The 22,993-nt window shown below is 64.6% G+C and carries 25 protein-coding genes and 1 riboswitch; of the genes, 16 read left to right on the plus strand and 9 right to left on the minus strand.

Annotation, left to right across the window (positions count from 1 at the left end; translation table 11 throughout):
• Window positions 1-49 precede the first annotated feature (49 nt).
• The 3 genes from PYR64_RS16255 (at window position 50) to PYR64_RS16265 (ending at window position 2,241) form a co-directional block, all read left to right on the plus strand.
• Window positions 50-667 (plus strand): pyridoxamine 5'-phosphate oxidase family protein, encoded by a 618-nt coding sequence (locus tag PYR64_RS16255; RefSeq protein ID WP_055972618.1) that lies wholly within the window; start codon window positions 50-52, stop codon window positions 665-667.
• A 249-nt stretch (window positions 668-916) separates the two neighbouring features.
• Window positions 917-1,510, plus strand: coding sequence for a sigma-70 family RNA polymerase sigma factor (locus PYR64_RS16260; RefSeq protein WP_275776345.1), 594 nt, complete (start codon window positions 917-919; stop codon window positions 1,508-1,510).
• Window positions 1,507-2,241, plus strand: coding sequence for a peptidase M56 family protein (locus PYR64_RS16265; protein WP_156524764.1), 735 nt, complete (start codon window positions 1,507-1,509; stop codon window positions 2,239-2,241). Before PYR64_RS16260 ends, PYR64_RS16265 begins: the two co-directional genes overlap by 4 nt.
• Before the next feature lie 544 nt (window positions 2,242-2,785).
• Here the strand turns inward: PYR64_RS16265 and PYR64_RS16270 are convergent.
• From PYR64_RS16270 to PYR64_RS16285, 4 genes are read right to left on the minus strand one after another with little or no spacing between them, the layout of a single operon-like run.
• A complete protein-coding gene (locus PYR64_RS16270; RefSeq protein ID WP_275776348.1) occupies window positions 2,786-3,856 on the minus strand; it encodes an ATP-binding cassette domain-containing protein in 1,071 nt (356 codons plus the stop codon).
• Window positions 3,853-4,662, minus strand: a complete 810-nt coding sequence (locus PYR64_RS16275) for an ABC transporter permease (protein ID WP_275776350.1) — start codon at window positions 4,660-4,662, stop codon at window positions 3,853-3,855. Before PYR64_RS16275 ends, PYR64_RS16270 begins: the two co-directional genes overlap by 4 nt.
• 7 nt (window positions 4,663-4,669) lie before the next feature.
• A complete protein-coding gene (gene modA / locus PYR64_RS16280; protein ID WP_275776351.1) occupies window positions 4,670-5,458 on the minus strand; it encodes a molybdate ABC transporter substrate-binding protein in 789 nt (262 codons plus the stop codon).
• Window positions 5,455-5,865 (minus strand): TOBE domain-containing protein, encoded by a 411-nt coding sequence (locus PYR64_RS16285; protein WP_018778319.1) that lies wholly within the window; start codon window positions 5,863-5,865, stop codon window positions 5,455-5,457. The genes modA and PYR64_RS16285 overlap by 4 nt, the downstream gene beginning before the upstream one ends.
• A 204-nt stretch (window positions 5,866-6,069) precedes the next feature.
• Here PYR64_RS16285 and PYR64_RS16290 point away from each other — a divergent pair, with 204 nt between their 5' ends.
• The 6 genes from PYR64_RS16290 (at window position 6,070) to PYR64_RS16315 (ending at window position 12,291) form a co-directional block, all read left to right on the plus strand.
• Window positions 6,070-7,245: a histidine kinase gene (locus PYR64_RS16290; protein WP_275776354.1), complete on the plus strand. Its 1,176-nt coding sequence runs from the start codon at window positions 6,070-6,072 to the stop codon at window positions 7,243-7,245.
• Window positions 7,242-7,892 (plus strand): response regulator transcription factor, encoded by a 651-nt coding sequence (locus tag PYR64_RS16295; RefSeq protein ID WP_039243000.1) that lies wholly within the window; start codon window positions 7,242-7,244, stop codon window positions 7,890-7,892. Before PYR64_RS16290 ends, PYR64_RS16295 begins: the two co-directional genes overlap by 4 nt.
• A gap of 88 nt (window positions 7,893-7,980) precedes the next feature.
• Window positions 7,981-8,862 carry a hypothetical protein gene (locus PYR64_RS16300; RefSeq protein WP_275776356.1) on the plus strand — a complete coding sequence of 294 codons (882 nt, stop codon included), beginning with the start codon at window positions 7,981-7,983 and terminating at the stop codon, window positions 8,860-8,862.
• A gap of 118 nt (window positions 8,863-8,980) precedes the next feature.
• Window positions 8,981-9,850, plus strand: coding sequence for a DUF4031 domain-containing protein (locus PYR64_RS16305; protein ID WP_275776358.1), 870 nt, complete (start codon window positions 8,981-8,983; stop codon window positions 9,848-9,850).
• Window positions 9,847-10,623 carry a 2-phosphosulfolactate phosphatase gene (locus PYR64_RS16310; RefSeq protein WP_275776360.1) on the plus strand — a complete coding sequence of 259 codons (777 nt, stop codon included), beginning with the start codon at window positions 9,847-9,849 and terminating at the stop codon, window positions 10,621-10,623. Before PYR64_RS16305 ends, PYR64_RS16310 begins: the two co-directional genes overlap by 4 nt.
• Before the next feature lie 9 nt (window positions 10,624-10,632).
• Window positions 10,633-12,291, plus strand: a complete 1,659-nt coding sequence (locus PYR64_RS16315) for a sialidase family protein (protein ID WP_275776362.1) — start codon at window positions 10,633-10,635, stop codon at window positions 12,289-12,291.
• A 12-nt stretch (window positions 12,292-12,303) separates the two neighbouring features.
• On the opposite strand, the gene PYR64_RS16320 is transcribed toward PYR64_RS16315, so the two are convergent.
• Together PYR64_RS16320 and PYR64_RS16325 are read right to left on the minus strand one after the other, a co-directional pair.
• Window positions 12,304-12,705, minus strand: a complete 402-nt coding sequence (locus PYR64_RS16320; protein ID WP_018778312.1) for a YccF domain-containing protein — start codon at window positions 12,703-12,705, stop codon at window positions 12,304-12,306.
• Window positions 12,706-12,960: 255 nt separating this feature from the next.
• Entirely contained in the window at window positions 12,961-13,557 is a 597-nt protein-coding gene (locus PYR64_RS16325; protein WP_275776365.1) for a phosphoribosylanthranilate isomerase, read from the minus strand.
• Window positions 13,558-13,655: 98 nt separating this feature from the next.
• Between PYR64_RS16325 and PYR64_RS16330 the strand changes: the two genes are divergently transcribed.
• The 5 genes from PYR64_RS16330 (at window position 13,656) to PYR64_RS16350 (ending at window position 16,984) form a co-directional block, all read left to right on the plus strand.
• Window positions 13,656-14,303 (plus strand): HutD family protein, encoded by a 648-nt coding sequence (locus PYR64_RS16330; protein ID WP_193590063.1) that lies wholly within the window; start codon window positions 13,656-13,658, stop codon window positions 14,301-14,303.
• 57 nt (window positions 14,304-14,360) lie between these two features.
• Window positions 14,361-14,426, plus strand: a riboswitch (guanidine-III (ykkC-III) riboswitch).
• Between the two features lie 9 nt (window positions 14,427-14,435).
• Window positions 14,436-14,750, plus strand: coding sequence for a multidrug efflux SMR transporter (locus tag PYR64_RS16335; protein WP_064722538.1), 315 nt, complete (start codon window positions 14,436-14,438; stop codon window positions 14,748-14,750).
• A gap of 2 nt (window positions 14,751-14,752) precedes the next feature.
• The gene (locus PYR64_RS16340) at window positions 14,753-15,127 is read left to right on the plus strand and encodes a multidrug efflux SMR transporter (RefSeq protein ID WP_018778308.1); all 375 of its coding nucleotides are present in this window, start codon (window positions 14,753-14,755) and stop codon (window positions 15,125-15,127) included.
• 197 nt (window positions 15,128-15,324) lie between these two features.
• Window positions 15,325-16,329: an aldo/keto reductase gene (locus PYR64_RS16345; protein ID WP_275776369.1), complete on the plus strand. Its 1,005-nt coding sequence runs from the start codon at window positions 15,325-15,327 to the stop codon at window positions 16,327-16,329.
• 4 nt (window positions 16,330-16,333) lie between these two features.
• Window positions 16,334-16,984 (plus strand): MBL fold metallo-hydrolase, encoded by a 651-nt coding sequence (locus PYR64_RS16350; RefSeq protein WP_275776371.1) that lies wholly within the window; start codon window positions 16,334-16,336, stop codon window positions 16,982-16,984.
• Between the two features lie 75 nt (window positions 16,985-17,059).
• Here the strand turns inward: PYR64_RS16350 and PYR64_RS16355 are convergent, their stop codons facing one another.
• Window positions 17,060-18,778 (minus strand): DEAD/DEAH box helicase, encoded by a 1,719-nt coding sequence (locus PYR64_RS16355; protein ID WP_275776373.1) that lies wholly within the window; start codon window positions 18,776-18,778, stop codon window positions 17,060-17,062.
• Window positions 18,779-19,191: 413 nt separating this feature from the next.
• Window positions 19,192-20,586, minus strand: a complete 1,395-nt coding sequence (locus tag PYR64_RS16360; protein WP_275776375.1) for an MFS transporter — start codon at window positions 20,584-20,586, stop codon at window positions 19,192-19,194.
• Here PYR64_RS16360 and soxR point away from each other — a divergent pair.
• Window positions 20,585-21,109 (plus strand): redox-sensitive transcriptional activator SoxR, encoded by a 525-nt coding sequence (gene soxR / locus PYR64_RS16365; RefSeq protein ID WP_081623354.1) that lies wholly within the window; start codon window positions 20,585-20,587, stop codon window positions 21,107-21,109. The two genes, PYR64_RS16360 and soxR, sit on opposite strands and share 2 nt — an antisense overlap.
• A gap of 92 nt (window positions 21,110-21,201) precedes the next feature.
• Complete coding sequence (locus PYR64_RS16370; protein ID WP_275776378.1) at window positions 21,202-21,918, plus strand: class I SAM-dependent methyltransferase; 717 nt, start codon at window positions 21,202-21,204, stop codon at window positions 21,916-21,918.
• Here PYR64_RS16370 and PYR64_RS16375 read toward each other — a convergent pair.
• Window positions 21,915-22,952 carry an AsnC family transcriptional regulator gene (locus PYR64_RS16375; RefSeq protein WP_110505263.1) on the minus strand — a complete coding sequence of 346 codons (1,038 nt, stop codon included), beginning with the start codon at window positions 22,950-22,952 and terminating at the stop codon, window positions 21,915-21,917. The two genes, PYR64_RS16370 and PYR64_RS16375, sit on opposite strands and share 4 nt — an antisense overlap.
• Between the last annotated feature and the right edge of the window lie 41 nt (window positions 22,953-22,993).

Genomic DNA, 22,993 nt, shown 5'->3' on the forward strand with positions numbered 1-22,993 from the left:
TTGCCCACGGCGAAACCAGTGTCCATAGCTGCCCGGTTAGGCTGGGGGCATGGACACCATTTCCACCGCTGATGAACTCGAAGCCCTGATCGGATTGCCCCTTGAGCGCGTGCGTAAGAAGGTCCGCACCGCGCTCAGTGAATTCGACCGCCAATGGCTGGCTGCCAGCCCCTTCTGCGTCCTCTCGACGACGGACGCGAACGGCCGCGTGGACGCCTCGCCCAAAGGGGACCCGGCCGGCTTCATCCACGTCCTGGACGAGCACACCATCGCCATCCCCGAGCGCCCGGGCAACAAGCTCGCTTTCGGTTTCCACAACATCCTGGAGAACCCCAACGTCGGCATCCTCTCCGTGGTGCCCGGCCGGACGGACACCCTGCGAATCAACGGCACAGCTCGGATTGTGCGTGACGCCGACTTCTTCGATCAGATGGTGGTCAAGGGGCACCGGCCGCGTGCCGCCGTCGTGGTTTCGGTGGAGGAAGTGTTCACGCACTGCGGCAAGGCCTTCATGCGCAGCGGCCTGTGGCAGCCGGAAACGTGGGAATCCGAAGACCTTCCTAGCATCGCGGTGCTCGCCCAGGCGTACACCCAGCCGGAGACGCCGCTGGAAGATCTCGAGACCTACTACGGGCCGTCCTATGCGGAACGGATGTACCGGGAGTAGCAGAGAATCTGTCCTGGGCTTGCCCTACGCACGTAGGGCCAACGTTGTTGTGCCCACAGACACGTGCAGGCCGTGCCCTGTTCCTCCGGGAGGATGCGCCGGCCTGGAATCCAAACGGGAGCGGGGGCCGTCGGCGCAGCGCCGGCGGCCTCCGTCGGTTGAAGCCGGGAGTAGGTAAGTGTGCGGCGGGCTCGCAAAAAAACTTCTGCCGATGTGTAACCATCAGCAGCCTCCCGGACAATACAGGGCATGGAGAACGTTCAGCCGGGGGATGGCGTCCTGTGGGCAGACAGCCTCAAAGGCGATGCGGAGGCCTTTGGTGTCTTGTACGACCGTCACCGCAGTCGTGTGTTTCGTCATGCTTATCGCCTGACTGTCGGAACGCACGATGCCGAGGATGCCACGGCGGCCGCATTCTTTGAGCTTTGGCGCCGTCGTGAGAGGGTGCGACTGGTTGACGACTCGATCCTTCCGTGGCTTTTGGTGACGACCACAAACATTGCCAGGAATCTACAGCGGTCAAAGGTTCGCCACCGGAGGCTTCTGGAAGCCATTCCCCGCAACAACACGTTCGAAGCGGAGCTGGACCCGGCTTATTCGAACCACGATTTGATGACTGAGAAGGTCGCACAGGCCCTGACTGTCCTAAAGCCACTGGACCTGAGGCTCGTCAGCCTTGTCGTATTCGAAGAGCTGCCCCTGGCGGTGGCGGCTGAGGCTATAGGAATTTCACCGGGGGCCGCAAAGGTCCGCATGTACCGCGCACGCAAGCGGCTGAAGGCTGCGCTGCCGCAGCCACTTCCTCACGTCCACTCGCCAGCACTGAAAGGAGATCCGACATGAAGCACATTGATCCGCAATTTGACCGGGCGCTTCGTGAGGTACTCCTTGCTCAGGTTCGAAGCAGTTCAAAACCGCGGACCCAGAGGCGACGTTGGTTCTTGTTCGCCGGGGCTTTGGCTGGCGCGGGGATGCTGGGTGGCGCAGGTGCAACGGCTGCAGGGCTCTTCTCCCCGCCCGGTGTACCCACGACTGCTGCCCTAAGCACCCCATCGACCGCCATCTACACCGGCACAGCAACAGCGGACCCTGGACCAGCCCCGGAAGGGGCTACCGGGGTTGAGGTGGAATTGACCTGCCTCAGTGTCGGTAAGTTCAACTTCCCGGATGGAGCCAACGTCACGTGTTCATCGGCAGATTTGGGCACACCCGGCGCATGGTCAAAGTATGTCGTGCCCTTGGATCCATCAGCACGAGGGGTGACCATTACGACTGAGCCTGGAAACAGGTGGCAAATCAGTGTCAGGTACGTCTCTCAAGTTGCCACCGAATGGGAACTAAACGCGAAGGGCGAGACCTACGGCGTCGAGGTACCAGGGCGCGGCGTCCCGGACTTGCTCGCAGTGGTAGCCACGAACGGAGCAAAGGGCTACGCCTACTCGGCACAGATGCAGGGGACCGAACCGACAACTCCCGAAGAAGCAGCCAGGAATCTTCCCAGACCTCCACGGGAAATTCCTGTTTACCTCAGCGACGGCGCCACACAGGTGGGAGTATTTATGGCGCCCGGGTGATATCCAGAAAATACAACAGAAAATAAGCGCCCCAATATTTTCATGTTCTCCAGGGAAATTGGTAGGGAAAATCATGAGTATTAGAAGCATGCCGAAGCGAAGCTACGGGATTGCCGTGACTTTGGCACAGTTCTGGGCCTAGGAGCTGGCGCGTCCATGGCCGTAGCCGCGGGTGGCTCAGTTTCTTCCGTCGCGTCTTCCCGGAACAAGCCGACTCCCGAGTATCCGAGGAACGCTAACGGCAACACCTACGGGTTCGTCAAAGATTCCGTATCACCCGAAACGGAGCCGGATCTCATCGCAGCCCTAACGACCGACGGCAAGCGAGGCTAAGTTTCCAAAGCCGAACTCGATGTCGCCAACGGCACTACAGCTTCACGAGAGTTCAAGAGTCCCGATGAGCTGCGTGTAATTGGGACGGCGGGCGTGGTGGAGCGCCTTCCATGATGTTATCCGCCTGTTCTGGCACAACATCCCCTAAACGGGAGCGGGGGCCGTCGGCGTAGTGCCGGCGGCCTCCGTCGGTTGAAGCCGGGAGTAGGGCTCACGCCGGGTAGACCGACACCAACGCGGACTTCACCACGAACCGCACCTCCATCCCGGGGGCAAGGCCAAGGTCTGCGGAGGCTGCAGGCGTGATGTCGGCGGACAACGTGCCGTCGGTGCCGGCGCTGGCGCGCACCCGGACTTGGTCGCCGTGCGGCTCAAGGTCGGTGATGGTCACCGCATAGGAGTTGCGCGGGCTTCCGTGCACGTCACCCAGGAAGACGGAAACGCTCGACGGCGGGAACGCCGCCACGCCTGCCTGGCCGGGAACGGGTGACCAGTCGGGATCGTGCTGTCCAGCGAAAACCCGGCCATCCGGCGTCGTGATTCCCTCTCGGCCCAGAGTACCGCCGACGAGGTTCAGTCCGGCGAGCCCGGCGGCAAAGTGGCTCCTGGGCCGTTCAAGGACCTGGCGCGTGGGACCTTCTTCGACCATCCGGCCGTTTTCCACCACCACCACACGGTCCGCCAGCATGTAGGCGTCCAGGACGTCGTGTGTGACGATGATGGCCTTCCGGTCCTTCAACACGCGTTTGAGCACACGGCGCAGCAGCGGTGCAGCGTGGATGTCCAGGGCAGCCATGGGTTCGTCGAGGAGCAGCAGTTCTGGCTCGGCGGCCAGGGCACGAGCCACGGCAACCCGTTGGGCCTGGCCTCCCGAGAGCTGGGCAGGCTTCCTGTCGGCGAGGGACGAAGCGTCAACCTCCGCCAGCCAACGCTGCGCAGTTTCCCGGGCCGCAGCTTTGGAAGCCCCGGCACTGCGGGGGCCGAACGCCACGTTGTCCACCACGCTCAGGTGCGGGAACAGCAGGGCTTCCTGGGCCAGAAGGGCCGTACCGCGCAGGTGGGGCGCGTCCCAATGGTGGGTTCCGGCGTCGAGGTTGAACAACTGCCGCCCGGCAATCCTGGCCGAGCCGGAATCGGGCCGCAACAGCCCGGCAATCACGCCCAACAACGTTGATTTGCCCGCCCCGTTGGGACCGAGGATGGCCACGGTTTCACCGTCAGCGAGGCTGAGCGACATGTCGAAGTTCCGGGCACGGAGACTGGCCCGCAGTTCGAAGCTCATGCCTGGACCGCCGCAGCCGCGCGCCGACGGCCACCGTAACTGAGCCCCACCACCGCGACCGCCACCGCCACCAGGACAAGGGACAGCGCGACGGCGGAGTCGGCGTCGGTCTCGCGCTGCAAGTAGATTTCCAGCGGCAGGGTCCGTGTGACGCCTTCCAGGCTGCCCGCGAACGTCAGGGTAGCTCCGAACTCCCCCAAGCTGCGCGCGAACGACAACACAGCGCCCGATGCCAGCCCCGGCAGGACCAGCGGAAGAGTGACGCGGCGAAGGACGGTGGTGGGTTTCGCCCCGAGGGTTGCAGCCACGGCTTCATACCGGTTTCCTGCCGACCTCAAGGCACCCTCCAGGCTGACCACCAGGAAGGGCAGGGCTACGAAGGTCTGCGCCAGGACCACTGCGGTGGTCGAAAACGCGATCTGGACGCCGGCCATCTCCAGCGACTTCCCCAGCAGGCCCTGACGGCCAAAGGTATACAGCAGCGCGATGCCCCCAACCACCGGCGGCAGCACCAGCGGCAACAGAACGAAGGACCTCAGGAGTTTCTGTCCGGGGAACTCGCCACGGGCCAGCACCAGCGCCAGAGGCACGCCCAACACGATGCAGAGGACCGTGCTGGCGGCAGAGGACCGCAGGCTCAGGCCCAACGCGGCCAGGGAAGACTCCGAGGTGATCAGGGGAACGAACTGCGGCCAGTTGACGCGCAGCAGCATGGCCGCCAGCGGAAGGACCACCAGGAGGCCGCCCGCTGCTGCCACGGCATAGATCCATCGGGGGACGCCATGGTAGCCGGTGGTGGTCTTCATGCTCTCCTTACGGTGCGCCGAAACCGGCGTCTCCCAGAACCTTCCTGCCCTTGTCGCTGGTCACTGCGGCCACGAAAGCCGCTGCCAGCGCCTTGTTCTTGCTGGAGCCTACCGTGGCGATCGGGTACGTGTTGACCGCCTTGTCCGATTCAGCGAACGGAATGCCTTTAACCTTGTCGCCGGCTCCCTTCACGTCCGTGACGTAGACCAAGCCGGCGTCGGCCTCGCCCGAGGTGACCTTGCCGAGCACGTCGGTCACCGAGGATTCCTCGCTGACGGGGCTCAAGGTGATGCCGCTGGCCTTCTCAACCGTGTCCGTCGCTGCGCCGCAGGGAACCTGGCTGGCGCAGGTAACTATCTTGACACCCGGCTTGGCGAGGTCGGCGAACGATGAGATCGACGCCGGGTTGCCGGGCGGGACTGCGATCTCCAGGACGTTCGTGGCGAAGTTGGTGGCGGCGCCGTCCAGCAGCTTGGCGTCGGCAAGCTTTGTCATGTTCTTGGTGTCAGCCGAGGCGAACACATCGGCCGGGGCCCCCTGGGTTATCTGCGTGACGAGATCGGAGGAGCCCGCGAAGCTCAGTTTCACTCTTGTGCCCGGGTTGGCTGCCTCGAAATCCTTGGCCAACTGCGTGAAAGGTGCTTTAAGGGACGCTGCGGCGAACACAGTGATCTCGCCCGACGGGGATGAGGTGGAGCTTGCCGTGGTGTTGGTGCCTGAGCCGCATCCGGCCAGGCTTGCCGCCAAAGCGCCGGCCACCAACAGTGCGGTGAAATTTTTGCGGGTGATGCTCATATGATGCTCTTTCCCTGGGGCGTTTCGATGATCACCGTGGTGGCCTTGACTACCGCTGTGGCCACCGAACCGAGCTCAAGGCCGAGTTCCCGCACGGCCTCGCTGCTCATGAGGGACACCACGCGGAACGGCCCACATTGAAGCTCGACCTGCGCCATCACTTTGTCCGCCGTGATCCCCGTGACCAGGCCGACGAAGCGGTTCCGCGCCGAACTTCCGGAACGGGAGGGGTCGTCCGGGAGGTGGGACTGGCTGCGCGCCAAAGTCGCGAGTTCCAGGCCATCAACCGCCAATCGGCCAGCGGGATCCTTCTGCGGAGTGAGCGTCCCGTTCTCTGTCCAACGCCTCACGGTGTCGTCACTGACACCGAGGAAGCGGGCGGCTTCGGAAATTCGTATTTGCGGCATAGAAACAGTGTAGTTCCGTAAATGCGTACACAAGGGCCGTTCTACTCCGCAAACGCAATATGACTGTGCTTTGGGGGGCGCGCGCCGCCGCACCCCCATCGGCATGTCGCGCCTCTCAGTACCTCGGACGAACTTGCTCCCCCGCCCGGATGAACCAGGGCCAAACGGGGCCCGAGCCCGGACCGCTCACCCTAGGGTTGAAGCATGTCACCGAGAATCCAGGCCCTCCGCCCCGCCGCCGCACCCTTGGCAGGCCTTGGCATGCTCGTGGCACTCATGGTCCTGGAGGAACGCAGTTTCGATTCGGCGAGCGCGGTCCTGGTCGCCCTCACGGCTGCGGTTGCAGCCGCCGAACTGGTCCCCGTTCCCGCCATCGTCTTCGCCTTCGCTGCCTTGGGCTTCCAGGCGTTTGGCATCTTCCCGAGCGTGATGCTGTCCGGCGCCACGCCCTATGTGTGCTTGCCGGTGCTCTTCTTTTTCGCCACTCTCGGTTGGAAAGAACCGCAGCGGTGGCCACTGCCCGTTGCGGCCGTGACCGCAGCCGGGCTGGTCACGGTGAACTGGTTCGCCGACACCGCGTGGATCAACTTTGTTTTCGGCAAACAGCTGACCGAAGCGAGCCCCTTCCGCATTGCTGTGTACGCCTTCCTGGTGTTCGCCTCATTCTCGGCCCTCAACCTCGCTGGATGGGCTGCCGCTGCGTCGGTACGGCAGGCCGTTGCCAACCAGATGGCGAAGGAACAGGCGGAGTCCCGGCTCGAATCAACGGCGGGTGCCTTGGTGATCGAACAAGAGCGCAACAGGATCGCCCGGGAGCTGCATGACGTCCTTGCGCATTCCCTCGCCGTCATCACAGCCCAGGCGGAAGGGATCCGCTACGTCCACCGGACTGAGCCGGAACTGGTGGAGGAGGCGGCCAACGTCATTGCGTCTTCGGCAAGGAGCGCACTGCAGGAAACCCGGCGACTCGTGCAAAGTTTCGGCTCGGAATTGGAGGGTCCCGCACCCGGAACCTCGGAATTGCCGGCCCTGGCCGACCGCCTGGAGAGCAGCGGGATGCCTGTCGAGCTGCACACGGCCGGGCTGGAGGGCCTCTCCCCGGTAGAGGACCTCACCGTCTACAGAATCGTCCAGGAAAGCCTGACGAATGCGTTCAAACATGGGGACCGCGAGGCCGGCGCAGTGGTGACGGTTGCCCGCGAACCCCGCGGCCTGCGTCTGAAGATCCGCTCAAGGCTGGCCGACGGCGGGACTGAACTGCCGCCGTCGGGAACCGGCCGCGGCATCCCGGGTATGCGTGAACGCGCGACGGCGGCGGGCGGGCGGCTCACTACGGTCACCAACGGCCAACTCTTCGAAGTGGAGGCAATCCTGCCATGAACGACACCCCGATCCGCGTCGCATTGGTTGACGATCAACCCCTGTTCAGCGCTGGTTTGAAGATGATCCTTGGCAGCCAGCCTGACCTGGACCTGGTAGGCGAAGCCACTGACGGTGAGCAGGCTGTTGCCCTCGCGGCGGACGTCGGACCGGACGTGATGCTGATGGACATCCGGATGCCGGTCATGGACGGGATCACCGCCACGCGCCACATCACCGAGAGCAGCGGCCGTACAAAGGTCATTGTGCTCACCACCATCCAGCACGACGAAGCCGTGGTCCGCGCCATCCAAGCCGGCGCCGGCGGTTTCCTCACCAAGGATGCGACACCGGAGTTCCTGCTCGCCACCATCCGCACCGTTCACTCCGGGCACGCGGTCATGGCTCCTTCGGCTACGAATGAACTACTCAGGGACTACACCACTCCCGCAGAGTCCAACACGGCAGTCCTGGAACCCCTGTCAGCCCGGGAGCACGATGTCTTCATGCTGGCGGCCAAAGGCCTGGCCAACGGGGAGATCGCCGCGTCCCTGGTTCTCAGCGACGCCACGGTGAAATCCCACATCGGGAACATCCTGTCCAAGCTCAAACTCAAAAACCGGATCCAGCTGGTTGCCTTCGCGTACCAAAACAGGCTGATCGGCTAGATCATCACGCTCCAAACCAGGCCTTGGAACACCAGGGCCGGCCACCGCATTGCCAAAAACCGACCATAATTCGTCCAGAGGAGAAACGATGAAAAAGAAAACCATTGGGGTACTGATTCTTACTGCCGGGGCTGCCGCGACATTGGCTGCCGCCGCCACGCCAGGAGTCTCCTCCATGCTGACCAAACCGGCGGAGCATCCGGTGTCCGGCGTGACTCTGGCAGCCGAGCAGTTCGCGTCCGCGGATTCCGCGGCCGAAAACGGGGTGGCCGAAGCCGTGCGTCGGTGCATGGCCAAGGCTGGATACGACTACACACCGGTTTCCGCAGGACAGCAATCCGTGGATCTCAAACAGCACGTAGGCTTCGATACGCTCAGCGTTGAGACTGCACGGGCTTCGGGATACGCCTCAACCAAGCCCAAGGGACCGGGCGAGCCCGCCCCGGACTCCGACCTCGGCAAACTCATGGCCGATCCCGCTTTTCAGCAGGCCCTCAACGGCAGTGGCTCGCCTGAACAGAACGTAGTCCAGTCCTCAGCAGGTACGGGGATGCTGTGGGGAGGCTGCAAAGCCGAGGGCATCACCGCCATCTATGGGACTGCCGACAACTACATGAGGGCCACCGCATTGGCTTTCAACTCGCTGATGGTCGCCACCAACGCTGCAGGCCAGGACGCCGGGATCCAGACCGCCGTCGACTCCTGGAAACAATGCATGTCCACAACGGCCTTCCCCTACAGCCACCCGGGCGAAGCGGTCTCTGCGGGACTGGACGCCGGCGGCCAGAAAGAACTGAAGATCGCTGTCACCGATGCGGGCTGCCGCGAAAGCACCGGATTCGACGCGAAGATCACCGCGGTGTTGGACAAGTACTTGACCACGCGCATGAAGGAACTGGAGACGGAGGTGGCTGCGGTTAAGCAGATACGCCACGATGCTTCAGAGCGTGCCCGGCTGTTGTTGGGATAGGCGGCGCCATAGATGATGTCCCACGGGTGCGTTCCTTCCCCGTTGCCGTGACCGGAAGCATCTTTGCAGGCGTCCCGTCCGGCGACTGGGAGGGATCGCCCGGGACTACACTTTGGCCATGGCCATCTACGTCGATCCGCCCCTGTGGCCCGCGCACGGAACCGTTTTTTCGCACCTCGTTTCGGACACTTCGCTGGATGAGCTCCATGCGTTCGCGGCTGCCGCCGGGGTTCCGGAGAGGGCCTTCGACGGGGACCACTATGACGTCCCGGAACGCCGCTACGACGACCTCGTGCTCGCCGGCGCAATCCCCGTGGAGGCCAGAATCCTGGTCCGCAAACTCATCGCCAGCGGCCTGCGAATTCCCGCGCGGGAACGGAGTAAAGCTTTGACAGTTCCGTTGATGGAGCGTTGGAACAGTATCTTCCCCGGCCATGAGGAGCTGGGCCTGGAGCTGTTGGAGCGGTGGGGCGAGGACGGCAGAAAATACCACAGCCGCACACACCTCCTGGCAGTTCTTGAAGCCCTGGACACCCTGACAGAACCCGCCATGCCTGCACGGACCGTCTCCTTGGCGGCTTGGTTTCACGACGCCGTTTATGAAGGTGTTGCTGGTCAGGATGAGGAAGACTCAGCCATCCTGGCCGAGGACCGGCTCACGGCTGCTGGCCTCGCCGCTGCCGATGTGGCCGAGGTGGCCCGGCTCGTCAGGCTCACTTCCACCCACTCCCCTGAGCCCGGTGACCATGCCGGCGCCCTCCTCTGCGACGCCGATCTCTCTGTCCTTGGCGGCGACGAACAGGCCTACGCACGTTACCTGGCCGCCGTCCGCGAAGACTACGCCCACGTCAGCGACGATGACTTCGCGAAGGGTCGCGCCGCCGTCGTACGCCATCTGCTAAGCCTGGACCCGCTGTTCCACAGCGAACGGGCCAAGGGCCTCTGGCTCGACACCGCCCGCCGGAACCTAGCGGGCGAACTCGCGTGAGCGGCGTGCCCAGCGAACCCGGAGCGCCGCAGCGGCAGCTCCCGCACTCGGTCCGGTTTGAATGGGGGCTCGACGGCGCCCGCGCGGTAGTGCCGGGCGCTGACCTTGCGGTGGTGGTTGACGTCCTGTCGTTCACCACGTGCGTGAGCGTCGCGGTGGATCGCGGGGCGGTGGTGTTTCCCTATCCGCTGAGGGACGCGGGTGCAAGCGAGTTCGCGGCCCGCCACCGGGCCGCATTGGCGGGGCCGCGGGGTTCGGAAGGGCTGAGCTTGTCGCCCGTGAGCCTCAGTGCTGCGCCGGTACTCGACCGGGTCGTTCTGCCCTCCCCCAACGGGTCCACCATCAGCCATGAATTGGCCGGTTCAGCCCATCAGGTGGTGGCCGTTTCACTCCGCAACGCCGCTGCCACGGCCGATTGGGTGCAGGCCACACTGCCTCATGGTGCCGTTATTGCCGTCATCGCTGCGGGTGAGAAGTGGGGCAACGGTAGCCTGCGGCCGGCGTTGGAGGATGAGCTTGGGGCCGGGGCGTTCATTGCCGGACTCGCGGCTGCCGGGCGTCACAACTTTTCCCCGGAAGCGGCCGCTGCTGCTGCCGCCTTCGATGCTGCGGAACCGCATCTTGCGGGCATTCTGCGGGGATGTTCCAGTGGCCGGGAACTGATCGACGCCGGTTTTGCGGGTGATGTCGTCATCGCGGCGGAGCTGGACGCAGGTTCCGCAATTGCTCTCTTGCAGGACGGCACCTATCGGGGAGTGTTGGCGTCCAGCTAGCATAGAGGTGTGACCTCCTACCTCTTGGACCCTTCCCGCTCATCGGTTCCCCTAGCCGTCCCCGATGTAGAGCACGTCCTGGCTGTGCGCGGCGTGGGCGGCTACCGGCAATACCGCATCCCCGCCCTTGCTATCAGCACCCGGGGCACTCTTTTAGCCGCCTATGACGGCAGGCCCAACCTGGACGACCTCCCCAATCCCATCGATCTCCTCCTGCGCCGCAGCTACGACAACGGAGTCACGTGGGAGCCACAGCAGCTGGTTCGCACCGGTTCGGGACTCCACGGCTTCGGCGATCCAAGCCTGCTGATGGACTCCGACACCGGGCGCATCTTCATGTTCCATGCCGCCGGGACCCACGCAGGTTTCTTTGAAGCAGTTGCCGGATTGGAGCCGGATGACGACGTGCAGCACGCGGACGTCAGCTTCTCCGACGACGACGGCGACACCTGGCAGCACCGCCGGCTCACCGCGCAACTTAAGCGCGGCGCTGTCACTGGCCTGTTCGCCGCCGCCGGACAGGGAATCCAGATCCACACCGGACCTTTTGCGGGCCGGTTGGTGCAACAGTTTGTGCTGCTGGTGGACGGTGCCATCACGGCCGCGTCTGCGTTCAGCGACGATCATGGTGAGACCTGGACTTTGGGCGAGCTGATCGGTCCGGGTACCTCAGGCGTGGGGCCGAACGAGAACAAAGTAGTGTGCTTGGACGATGGCCGGTTGCTCCTGCATTCACGGGCCACGCCCTGCCGCTTGGCTGCAGTGTCCGAGGACGGCGGCCAAACGTGGAGCCCGCTGCAGCCTGTTCCGGATTTGCCGGATCCCAGCGACAACGGGTCCCTGACGCGCTTCGATGGTCAGCCGCATGGTACCTTCGTGGCGCCGGAGACTTCATCCTGGCTGCTGGCGAGCAACAACCAGGACCCTCATCTGCGTCGGAACACCATGCTGAGTCTCTCCCCCGACAACGGCGCCACCTGGCCGGCAAAGCTGCTGCTGTGCCCGGGAAGCTCGGCCTACTCCACCGTGGCGCGGCTGCCGAACGGGAATATCGGGGTTCTCTATGAACGGCAGGGATACCGGGAGATTGTGTTCGCGTCCATTCCTGCCGAGCAGCTGGCGGGGCAACTCTCCGCTTCACCCCGGGTTACGCTTGGGCCCACATGCCTGGTCTTCGACATGGAACTGCGGTCCACCACCCCAGGCCGGCCCGCCGTGTGGCAGAACGCCGGCGACTTCCACGTGATCCCGTCCAACAGCGACGGCCAATGGGATGTCCAAACGTGGAAAGAAATCGGGCAGGGCTACGCCGGAGACCAGGTTCTCGGCACCCGGGAAGCCCAGGATCTCAACTACGGACCCATCGTCCCCGGCTACAAAGCCGGGGACATCCTTGCCTTCACCGGACGGGTCCGCAACGGAGGCACTGAGCCGGCTGCCGGCGTCGTACTTCGCGGACCGCACCAGAACGCGGGCGGTTTCCCGCCCGCGGACCTGTTACCCGGCGAGCATGTCCTCTACTTCACGCCGACCTACACCATTACGGCGTCGGACCTCGAGCACAGCACGCTGGAACTCGCCTTCACGGTGGAGGCCGACGGCGGGAGCGTGCGTGTGGAGCGGACGTTCCGTTTCGATCTGCGCACCGGGGCGGTTGTTGCGTCCTAGCGGGGCCGCACCTTAGCGGTAGGTGCTGACGAACGGCTGGTTGGTGGGCACAATCTGCTTGCCGAGCGGCATCAGCGACACCGGGATCAACTTCAGGTTGGCGATGGCCAGCGGGATCCCAATGATGGTGATGGCCATGGCAAACGCGGTGACCACGTGACCGATGGCAATCCAGATACCCGCCACCAGCAACCAGATGACGTTGCCCAGGAGCGCGAACACCCCTGTGCCGCCCGGCTTCTCAACCACCATCCGCCCGAAAGGCCACAAGCAGTACGCCCCGATCCGGAACGAAGCGATGCCCCAAGGAATGGTCACGATGAGCACGCAGCAAATAATGCCTGCCGCGAAGTAGCCCAGGGCCAACCAGAACCCGCCGAAGACAAGCCAGATGACGTTAAGGATCGTTTTCATGTCCTCATTCTCTCCTGCGGGGCTGACAAAATGCCTAGGGGTCTGCCCTGAATCTTCCCTGACTTCAGCCGCCCAACCCGACGCTCGCTCACATCCCTATGGCTTCCCCCCAACCCTCTTCCACACCCCCCGCCCTTCCCACCAACACTCACTCACACCCCACACCGAAGCGCCCTGGATGTGAGGAATCGTCCGGCCGAAACACGCGGGACGTGAGGAAGGGACCGGTTGAAACCCTAGGGATGTGAGGGAGGGTCAGGCTTTGGCGGCTGTGACGAAGGCGCGGATCTTAGCCAGGTCCTTCACACCCCGCGAAGACTCGACACCGGAGGAAACGTCCACTCCCCAAGCGCCGGCAGCGGCTGCGGCGAAGGCCACGTTGCCGGGTTCCAAACCACCGGCGAGCAACCACTCCCGGCTCTCGAGCCCCTTGTCACGCACTGAGGCGTAGTCCCACGACTCCCCCGACCCCGGCACTGCGGCGTCGATCAGGAACACGTCTTCGCCCAGATCCGCGAACTCGTCCTCGCAGGCACCCATGGTGACGGCCCGGATGAGCCGCATGCCGGCGTCGTGCACTGTTTTGACGTCGTCCGCAGTACGGCGACCGTGCAGCTGCACCCACGAAAGTCCTGCCGCGCGGGCCATCGCTACGGCATCGGCGGCGGCTTCATGCCGGAAAACGCCCACGGCATGAACCCCGGCGGGCACCAGCGGGAGCAGGATACGAACCTGGTCCGGGTTGACCTCCCGCGGGCTGGTGGTGAGGACGAAACCGACGGCGTCAGCACCGGCGTCGACGGCTTCACGTACTGATTCGGGCGTGCTCAAGCCGCATACTTTGACGAACATCCAGCGCCTCCCTCACTACCCAAACGACGTTTTCCACATATGACGTTAGCAAGCCGCGTTGCCATCGGAGAACCTGCGTCCACCATTAGGCTGGTCGGATGGAGATTATCCGTTTTGCTGACATCCGTCCCGAACCGTGGCGCAATGGCGGCGGGGTGACGCGCGAACTCGCGAGCCACCCGCAGGCAGCCTCTGCGCAGGACGGCGCCTGGGATTGGCGTGTCAGCATCGCCGACGTCTCCAAAGCCGGAGAATTCTCCGTTTTCCCGGGCATGGAGCGGGTCATCACCATCATCGACGGCGAACTGCTGCTCCTCACCGTGGACGGCTCCGAGCACCCGCTCGAGAAATACCGTCCGTTCCGTTTCTCCGGCGAGGCAGCATCCTCGGCGACTCTCCCCACCGGCGATATCCGTGACTTGAACGTCATCGCCCGCGAAGGCGCGTTCAAGGGCTACACGTCGATCGTTGAGATCTCCAAGAAACGGGCTCACCCGGTGTTCGAGGGGCAGTTGGCTGTTCTGCTGGAGGGCAAGGCGACAGTTGCGCCCGGCGCCGGAGTCGAGGAAGAGCCGGCTGCTGAGGAAAAGTCCGACGGCGGCGCTCCGGCAACCAGCCCCGGGGAACCTGTCGAGTTGGCTCGCTATGACGCCGTCGTGGGTTCGGATACCCGCAGCCCTGAGATCTCCGGGCGGGGCTTTATCGCAGTGATCTCGATCGACCATGTGGAGCCGGCTGACGCCTGATCTGGTGACGTTAACCACCAGAAGTGGCCACCCCGCGCCGGAGTAGCTAGCCTGAAATGAAGGTTCCGCTCTGGAACCTCCGGACGACGGTTCAGTACCCGGCACGCGACAAGACTGGCCAAAGGAAATGTCATGTCGTGGATAATTCTCATTCTTTCCGGTGCTCTCGAGGCCGTCTGGGCCGCAGCTCTGCACCGTTCCAAGGGCTTCCGTAAACCCGTCCCAACAGTCGTTTTCCTGGTCGCAGTCATTGCGAGCATGGGCGGGCTGGCGATCGCAATGCAATCCATCCCAACGGGCACGGCCTACGCCGTGTGGGTGGGGGTAGGCGTGGTGCTCACCGCGGCTTACGCGATGGTCACCAAAGTTGAACGCGCGACGACGGCCCGGCTGCTGCTGCTTGCCGGAATCGGTGCATGTGTGGTCGGCCTGAAGGTGGTGGCATAGCCATGACGACAAAAACCAAGAACACCGGTAACGGAATCTTCTGGGCCATCCTCCTGGCGTCGGCGCTCCTCGAAGCCGTGTGGGCCACCGCTTTGGGGCTCTCCAATGGCTTCACGCAACTCATGCCCACACTGGTCTTCGCCGTCACCGCAGTACTGAGCATGCTGGGACTGGGCATCGCGGTGAAGCGCATCCCCCTTGGCACTGCTTACGCGGTATGGGTGGGTATCGGCGCGGCGCTGACCGTTGGCTGGGCCATGATCACGGGCGTCGAATCGGCAAGCCCGCTGAAACTCCTCTTTATCGCCGGAATCGTGGGATGTGCCGCCGGCCTGAAGGCGCTGCCCGCAGAGAAAGCTGTAGCCAAGCCCGAGTAGCGCCCGCTCCCTGGCGCCCTGTTTCGATGGTTCGCTGCACACCATGCCGCTCGCACGGCACACTGTGCAGCGAACCATCGAATCAGCCAGGCAAGGCCACGCGAGGCCAGGCGGTGCTCGCAGAAATCGCAGGAATACCCCAGCGCGCCATCGGGTTCACGCCTTCAAGAGCACCCAAACACGCATTGGAGACGTTCATGACTGCAGTTCAGCTCGGAGATGGCCTCACGGTCAGCCCCCTCGGTTTCGGCGGAATGGCCCTGACCCCGGTCTATGGCGGGATCGACCCAGAGGAAGGCCTGCAAACACTCAGGCACGCCGTGGACGCGGGCATCACGTTCATCGACACCGCAGATGTGTATGGCGCGGGCAGCAACGAGGAACTCGTGGGCAGGCTCCTCAAGGAGCGCCGCGACGAGATCCAGGTAGCCACGAAGTTTGGAATTGAGGGCAACCCCGCGGACGGATACACGGGAGTCCGCGGGGATGCACCGTACGTCAGGCAAGCGGCGGAAGCGAGCCTCCGCCGCTTGGACACTGACGTCATTGACCTCTACTACATGCATCGCCGTGACCTCCGCGTTCCGATAGTGGAAACCGTGGAGGCAATGGCGGAGCTGGTCCGTGAGGGCAAGGTCCGGCACCTCGGCTTGTCGGAAGTGACAGCCGAGGAGCTCAGGCAGGCCAACGCCGTCCATCCCATTGCCGCGGTCCAGAGTGAATGGTCAATCTGGAGCAGGGATGTTGAGCTCAACGTTGTTCCTGCAGCCAAGGAGCTTGGCGTAGGGTTTGTGCCGTATTCGCCGCTGGGCCGTGGGTTCCTTACGGGAACTGTCAGCGCGGGCGATCTTGGCGAAAATGACTTCCGCCATAAGATCCCCCGTTTTGGCGACGAGGCACTTGATGCAAACCAGGCCGTTGTAGCCGCGGTTCGCGAGGTAGCCAGTGGGCTGGATGCAACTCCTGCCCAAGTAGCCCTGGCTTGGCTTTTCGCCCAAGGTCAGCGCCTCGGGATTTCGGTGGTCCCCATCCCCGGCACGCGCAAGACGTACCGGATCGACGAGAATCTCGGCGCACTGTCCCTGCAACTGGGAACAGCGCACCTTGAGGTGCTCGACCAAGCCGCTGCCGCCGTCGTGGGTTCACGCTCCGCCAACCCCAATTGGGTCTCGCAGGGCCGCGAAGCCAAGAACGTAGGCTGAACGAATGGATTCGCTTATTCACTCACTACGTGACGTCACCATTCGCAGCATTTCGGTCAGCGAGATGAACAACAACGTGTACCTGTTGACGTCAAAGTCCACAGGGGCGCAGGTGTTGATCGACGCCGCCGACGACCTTCCAGCCATCCAGCAGCTTCTGTCGGAGTCCGCGGGCGATTCGGCCGAGCCCATCAAGCTGGTCCGGATAGCAACCACCCACCAGCACTGGGATCACGTCCGTGCGCTGGCGGAGCTGGTGGAAGTCACCGGGGCCACCACGTCAGCGGGAGAGGACGACGCCGATGCGTTGCCGGTTCCGGTGGATGTCCGGCTTGGTCACGGCGACGTTGAGCGGTTCGACGACATCGAGCTCACGGCGGTCCACCTGCGTGGACATACCCCTGGCTCGATCGCCTTCGTGTACCAGGATCCGGACGGGCCGGCCCACATTTTCAGTGGAGACTCGCTGTTTCCGGGAGGCGTCGGCAACACACAGAAAGATCCTGCACGCTTCACTTCTCTGTTGAACGACGTGTCGGAACGACTGTTCGACGCCTATCCGGACGATACCCTGGTGCACCCGGGCCATGGATTGCCCACGACCCTCGGAGCCGAGCGGCCACACCTTGAGGAGTGGCGCGCCCGGGGCTGGTAGTACCTGGAGTTGCGGGGCCTGCTCTGCGCTCCATTCCTTCCGGAAAGCGCGTAGAGCGGGCCTCACAACGGGAGGTTAGCGGCCGCGGCGCTCGTTCGAAGCAGGAGCCGACGCGCGGCGGGGACCGCTGCGTGCCGAACGGCCTGCGCCGGATCCACCGCGACCGGAGTTGCCGGAACCCGAACCGTAGGATCCACCGGACGTAGCGCCCGTAGCGGAGGACCATACGGCCTTGTTCCCACCGGTACGCGTAGAGGTGGTGGATGCCGTGCGAGGAGCCGAAGCTGCGCGCTGGCCGGTAGCCGGACGACCACTGCGGCCGCCCTGGCCCTGCGAGCCCGGGACGTCGTTGCGGTGAGTGGCACCGGACTTGCCGCGGCCACGTGAGCTGCGGGCGACGTCGTCGTTCATTGCTGCGCGACGCTCGGCGCGGTTGACGTCGGTGCGAACCGGCTCAGCCGCGACCTTTCCGCGTCCGTTGCGACCGCCACGGCCGCCGGCCGTGGGAGCAGCCTGCGTGGAACGGCGTGCACGTTTGCGCTGTGCGTTCGCGCCGGTGGACGTGCCGCCACCCTGCGGGGCTTTCGCCGCGAGGAGTGCTGCACGGGTTCGGGGATCGACCTTGTCGGCGATTTCGCCAACGAGGTCGGCAACCAACGGCGAGTTGGCAGTGACGCGCTCAAACGAAACGTCAACGCCGGCAGCCTTCATGAGCTTCTTGACGTCGCTCTGCTGCTCCGGAAGGGTCAGCGTGACCACGGTGCCATCGGAACCTGCGCGGGCCGTGCGGCCGGAGCGGTGCAGGTATGCCTTGTGCTCTGTGGGCGGGTCCACGTGGATGACGAGTTCGACGTCGTCAACGTGCACGCCGCGGGCTGCGACGTCGGTTGCCACCAGGACGCGGACGTCACCGTTGGAGAACTCGGCAAGGTTGCGGTCGCGGGCGTTCTGCGACAGGTTGCCATGCAGGTCAACGGCGGGGATGCCGGCGTCGGTGAGGGTCTTGGCAAGCTTGCGGGCGTGGTGCTTGGTCCGCATGAAGAGGACGCGGCGGCCGGCGCCGGAAGCCAATTCAACAATGAGCTGCTTCTTGACAGTCTGGTCGTTGACCACCAGGACGTGGTGTTCCATGGTGGTGACAGCGGCCTGGGGATCGTCCACGGAGTGTGTCAGCGGGTTGGACAGGTAACGGTTGACCAGCTTGTCAACACCGTTGTCCAGCGTCGCGGAGAAGAGCAGGCGCTGACCCTGGGTGGGGGTCATGTCCATGAGCTTCTTGACCACCGGGAGGAAGCCGAGGTCGGCCATGTGGTCGGCCTCGTCCAGCACGGTGACCTCAACGGCTTCGAGGGTCAGGATGCGCTGGCGGATCAGGTCTTCGAGGCGGCCCGGGCAGGCGATGACGATGTCGACGCCGGCGCGCAGCGCCTTCTCCTGGCGTGCCTGGGAGATGCCGCCGTAGATGACCGTGGTGTTCAGGCCCATGGCCTTGGCCAGCGGTTCGATGGTGGCGTTGATCTGGGTTGCCAGTTCACGCGTCGGTGCAAGGACCAGGCCCATGGGGCGGCCGGGCTTGCGGAAATGCTTGGCTTCGCGCTCGGCCAAGCGGGCCACGAGCGGGATGGCGAAAGCGATGGTCTTGCCGGAGCCGGTGCGGCCACGGCCCAGGACGTCGCGGCCTGCGAGGGTGTCCGGGAGGGTCTTCACCTGGATGGGGAATGCCTCTTCGATGCCGTCTGCAGCGAGGGAATCAGCAATGGCCTTGGGCGTGCCAAGGGCAGCAAAAGTAGTCATAAACTTCATGTCTTTCGGGCGGTGTCCAGTTGCGGACATCGGCCCCCGACGCCGGTTGGGCCAGGGGTTCGCCGAGGAAAAGTCAGGTGGTCTACCGGTTCGCTGCAACAGCGGTGGCCGGGACCAAATAGAACGCGTTCATCGACGCAGGATGTGCCTCTCACATGAAAAATGCCCCGTCGCGCAGCCTTTCAGGCCACCTGCTTCAGGGCGTCACCGCACATCAAGTGTTCCTAGCTTAGCAGTGATGGGGGTGGAACCTTGCATCGGCCAGCGTTGCGGGGCCTGCTATGCGTGCTTCGGGGCCTGCAAAGCGCGCAAAGCGGGCCCCACAACTAACCCGGCCGGCGTTGCGGGGCCTGCTATGCGTGCTTCCGGGCCTGCAAAGCGCGCAAAGCGGGCCCCACAACGGGTCAGGCGTGGTGCGAGAGCTCCGGTTCGACGTTCGGGGACTTGGTTGCGGCCGCGCGGGCGGCGACCCTCGGCGCCATCAGAACCCCGACGACGGCGATCACCGCCGTAAGTGCGAAGACCGCCGCAAACGGGTTCGTCGTCGTGAATGCCGCAAAGACCAGTCCTGTAGCGGCGAGGGACAGCGCACCGCCCAGGGAGTCGGAGATGGACATGGCCGCACTGTTGAAGCCCTGGTTCTCCTCGGTGGACAGCGCCAACGTCATGACGGACAAGCGCGGGTACATCAGTCCCATCCCGCCGCCGGCAAGGATCCACCCGCCAATGGCAACGGCGGCGGACAGCGCCAGCGCGGCCGTCACGAGGGTGAGGACAATGGCCACCAGCACCAGCGAGGCACCGATCTTGATGGCGAGGTCATCAGCCAGACGCGTTCCAAGCCGCCCCTGGATCGCCGACGCCCCGGCCCACGCCAGTGCCGCACCGGTCAGTGTCAGCCCGGCAAACGTGGGCGTGAATGAATAGCGTTCGGTCAGCAGGTACGGCAGGTAGACCTCGGCCCCGAAGAACGCCGCCGACGCCAGGCCCCGGACCAGGATCACACTGGGCAGTCCCCGCCGGGCGGTCAGTGTCCCGCGCGGCACCAGCGGCCGGACAGCCACCACGGCAAGGACAAGTGCGACGACGGCAATCACCCCACCAACTCCCGGCACCTCAGCGGAGAGGTTAAGCCCGAGGACGGCAACAGCTGCGAGCGCCGCCCATCCCATGCGCCCGAGAGCCCACGGAACCGTTTCGGCGGGAGGCTCGGACGACATGCCCCGGACTGCCGGCACCACCATCAGCAGCGCTGGCACCACCAGGCCCACGACACCCAGGAAGACCCAGTGCCAGCTGCTCAGCTGGGCCACGACACCTGCGGCGAACGGACCAACGAGCGACGGAACCACCCAGGACGCGGCGAAGGCGGCAAAGATTTTCGGGTGCAGCCCGGGTGGGTACACACGGGCCACCAGCACGTAGAGGGCAACGGTCATCGCGCCGCCGCCCAGGCCCTGTACCAAGCGCCCGAGCACCAGGATCTCCATGGTTCCGGCCATGCCGGCGATCAGCAGGCCGGCAACGAACAGTGCCACCGAGGAGTACAGGGGCGCCGCCGGCCCTCGACGGTCGGACCAGTTGCCGGCCGCCACCATACCCATCACGCCCGTAGCCAGTGGTCCGGCGAAGGCAAGCGCGTAGAGACTGGCTCCGTCCAGGTCCCGGCTCACGAGCGGCATGATGGTTGTCACTGCGAGGGACTCGAACGCGCTGAGGAATACCAGCGCGCAGGCCCCCACGGTGGCAAGGAGGTACGGGCGGCCCAGAATTCCGGCCGTTGAGGTGTCTGAGGTCATGGACGCCAGCCTAGAACCTCAACTAATGTTGAGGTCAATCCAGCACACCCCTACCGGAAGAAGGTCCATGCCCACCGCCTCCGCCCACCGGCCACTGACCATTGGTGAGCTCTCCGAGCGCAGCGGAGTGTCGCCGTCGGCCCTTCATTTCTACGAACGCAACGGGCTTATCGAAGCCGAGCGGACAGCAGGCAACCAACGGCGGTACCGGCGTGACACACTCCGGCGCGTCGCGTTCATCAAGACCTCGCAACGGGTGGGACTGCCGCTCAAGGACATCCGGGAGGCGCTGAACTCATTGCCCGAAGGCCGCACGCCCACCAAGAGGGATTGGAGCAGGTTGTCGTTGCGCTGGCGGGAGGAACTCGACCAACGGATCGCGGCCTTGCAGCACCTGCGCAACGACCTCGACGGGTGTATTGGCTGCGGTTGCCTGAGCTTGAAATCGTGCACGCTCCAGAACCCGTCGGACGAACTCGGTGCGTCGGGCGCCGGGGCACAACGGTGGATGCTGCCGGACTAGCCAAACTGACTGCAGAGCCAAACTGCCTGCCGGCTTTGCCGAAACAGCAAAAGGCATTGCCTTCCGCTGCAGCCTCTTGGCACGCTTGGGTCATGACTGAACACACGCACGACGGCGGCACCCACCAGCACGGCCAACACACCCACGAAGGCGCCCAGCAAGGTGGCTTGAACCTCCATAAAGATGCGGACAACGCCGTGGACATGTGGGACGGCATGTATCGGGAGCGGCCGAAGATCTGGAGCGGGAATCCGAACGCGCAGCTGGTGGCCGAAGCCAAGGACCTGAAGCCCGGCAAGGCCCTCGATTTGGGCTGCGGGGAAGGCGGGGACGCTATCTGGCTCGCGAAGCAGGGCTGGACGGTTACCGCCCTGGACGTGTCCGCCGTCGCGCTTGAACGCGCGGCCGCGCACGCCGAGGAAGCAGGCGTCGCTGACCGGATCACGTGGCAGCAGCAGGACCTGACGGAATGGGAGCCGCAGCCGGACTTCGATCTGGTCTCGGCACAGTTCCTGCATTCGCCCCTGCTGCCGTGGCGTGATTCGGTCACCTCGGCCGCCGGGGCTGTGGCGCCTGGCGGGACATTGCTGGTGGTGGGGCATCACCCGCACGGCCTGCCGTCCTGGAGCCAGCACCACCACGAGGCCGGGCTTTTCTTCACTCCGGAGCAGCTGGCGGGAGCCCTGCGGCTAGATACCGAGCCGTGGTTCGTCCACGTGCTGACGGACAGGGCGCGGACGGCTTCGGGTCCCAGCGGTGAATCGGGCACCACCCTGGACACTGTCCTGAGGGCCACGAAGCGGGCTTAGGCGCCCTCCGGCAGCAGGTCTCCGTAGGGCGGTACGACTGTTCCCGTGGCGGTCGAGTCCGGGTTCAGCATCCACCCCACCCGTTTTGCCGTATTGAGCATCACCACGCTTTCCACCAATTCAATGCCGGGGATCCGCTGCTGGATGGTGAGCTCCATTTCCATGACATCCGCCAGGGAGCGCAGCCACATGATCATGGTGAAGTTGGTGCGCCCCGTGGTGGATGCGGAGAAGCGGATGTTGCGGATGGCCCTGAGCTCGGTGGCTGCGGCCTCGTGCTGACCTGCCGGGACATTGGCGAACCATTGGACGGTGATGGGGAAGCCTGAGTACTGCTGGGCTATTTCGCAGCGGAAGGACAGCATGCGGCTGGCCAGGACGCGTCCCAGTTGGCGCTGCACGGTGGCTGGATTCCGGTCCAGCGCCCGAGCGATCTCGGCCGCAGTGGCGCGGCCGTCCCGGGCAAGGAACGGGATGAGCGCCAGGTGCGTCTCCGGCAAGGGCGCCACGACGGTGTCGGGAGAAGAAGGGTTGGCGGATTCAGGTCCCGCCAGCGACCGCAATGCCTGCTGTTCCGCCTTGCTGAGCACATTGAGCCGCCACGCGTAGCCGCTGGTGTGGATCCGTGTACAGAGAGCCGTGTGGTACTTGGTGAGTCCCCGTACTTCCTTGAGCCGAGGCAACACCTGCGTGCTGAACTGTTCCAGGTCCTGGGTGATGACCGTCAGTGTCAGGTCGCGGTTACTGGCAGCTTCTTCCACTGTGATGACCTCGGGCAGTTGCGCGACGGCGGCGGTCACCTCGGGCCTGAGGTGCATTTCGCAGTCGATGTCCACCATGGCCAAGCACATGTCCTTGGGATCGCCCATCAGATGCGCCGTGGTCCAGGCAGCGCCCGCAGCCCTCAGGCGGTCCCAGCGGGATGCCAGGGTGGTGGCGTGGACGCCCAGGACGCTGCCGGCGTCGGACCAACTGATCCGGGGCGATATCTGCAAGGCGTTGACCAAACGCAGATCTTCTTCGCTGAGTTCCATGAGCTGATTCTCCCAGAAGCGTGCATGAATCGTGTGCTGCA

The organism is Paenarthrobacter sp. Y-19, from assembly GCF_029223985.1.
GTDB classification, from domain to species: Bacteria; Actinomycetota; Actinomycetes; order Actinomycetales; family Micrococcaceae; genus Arthrobacter; species Arthrobacter nicotinovorans.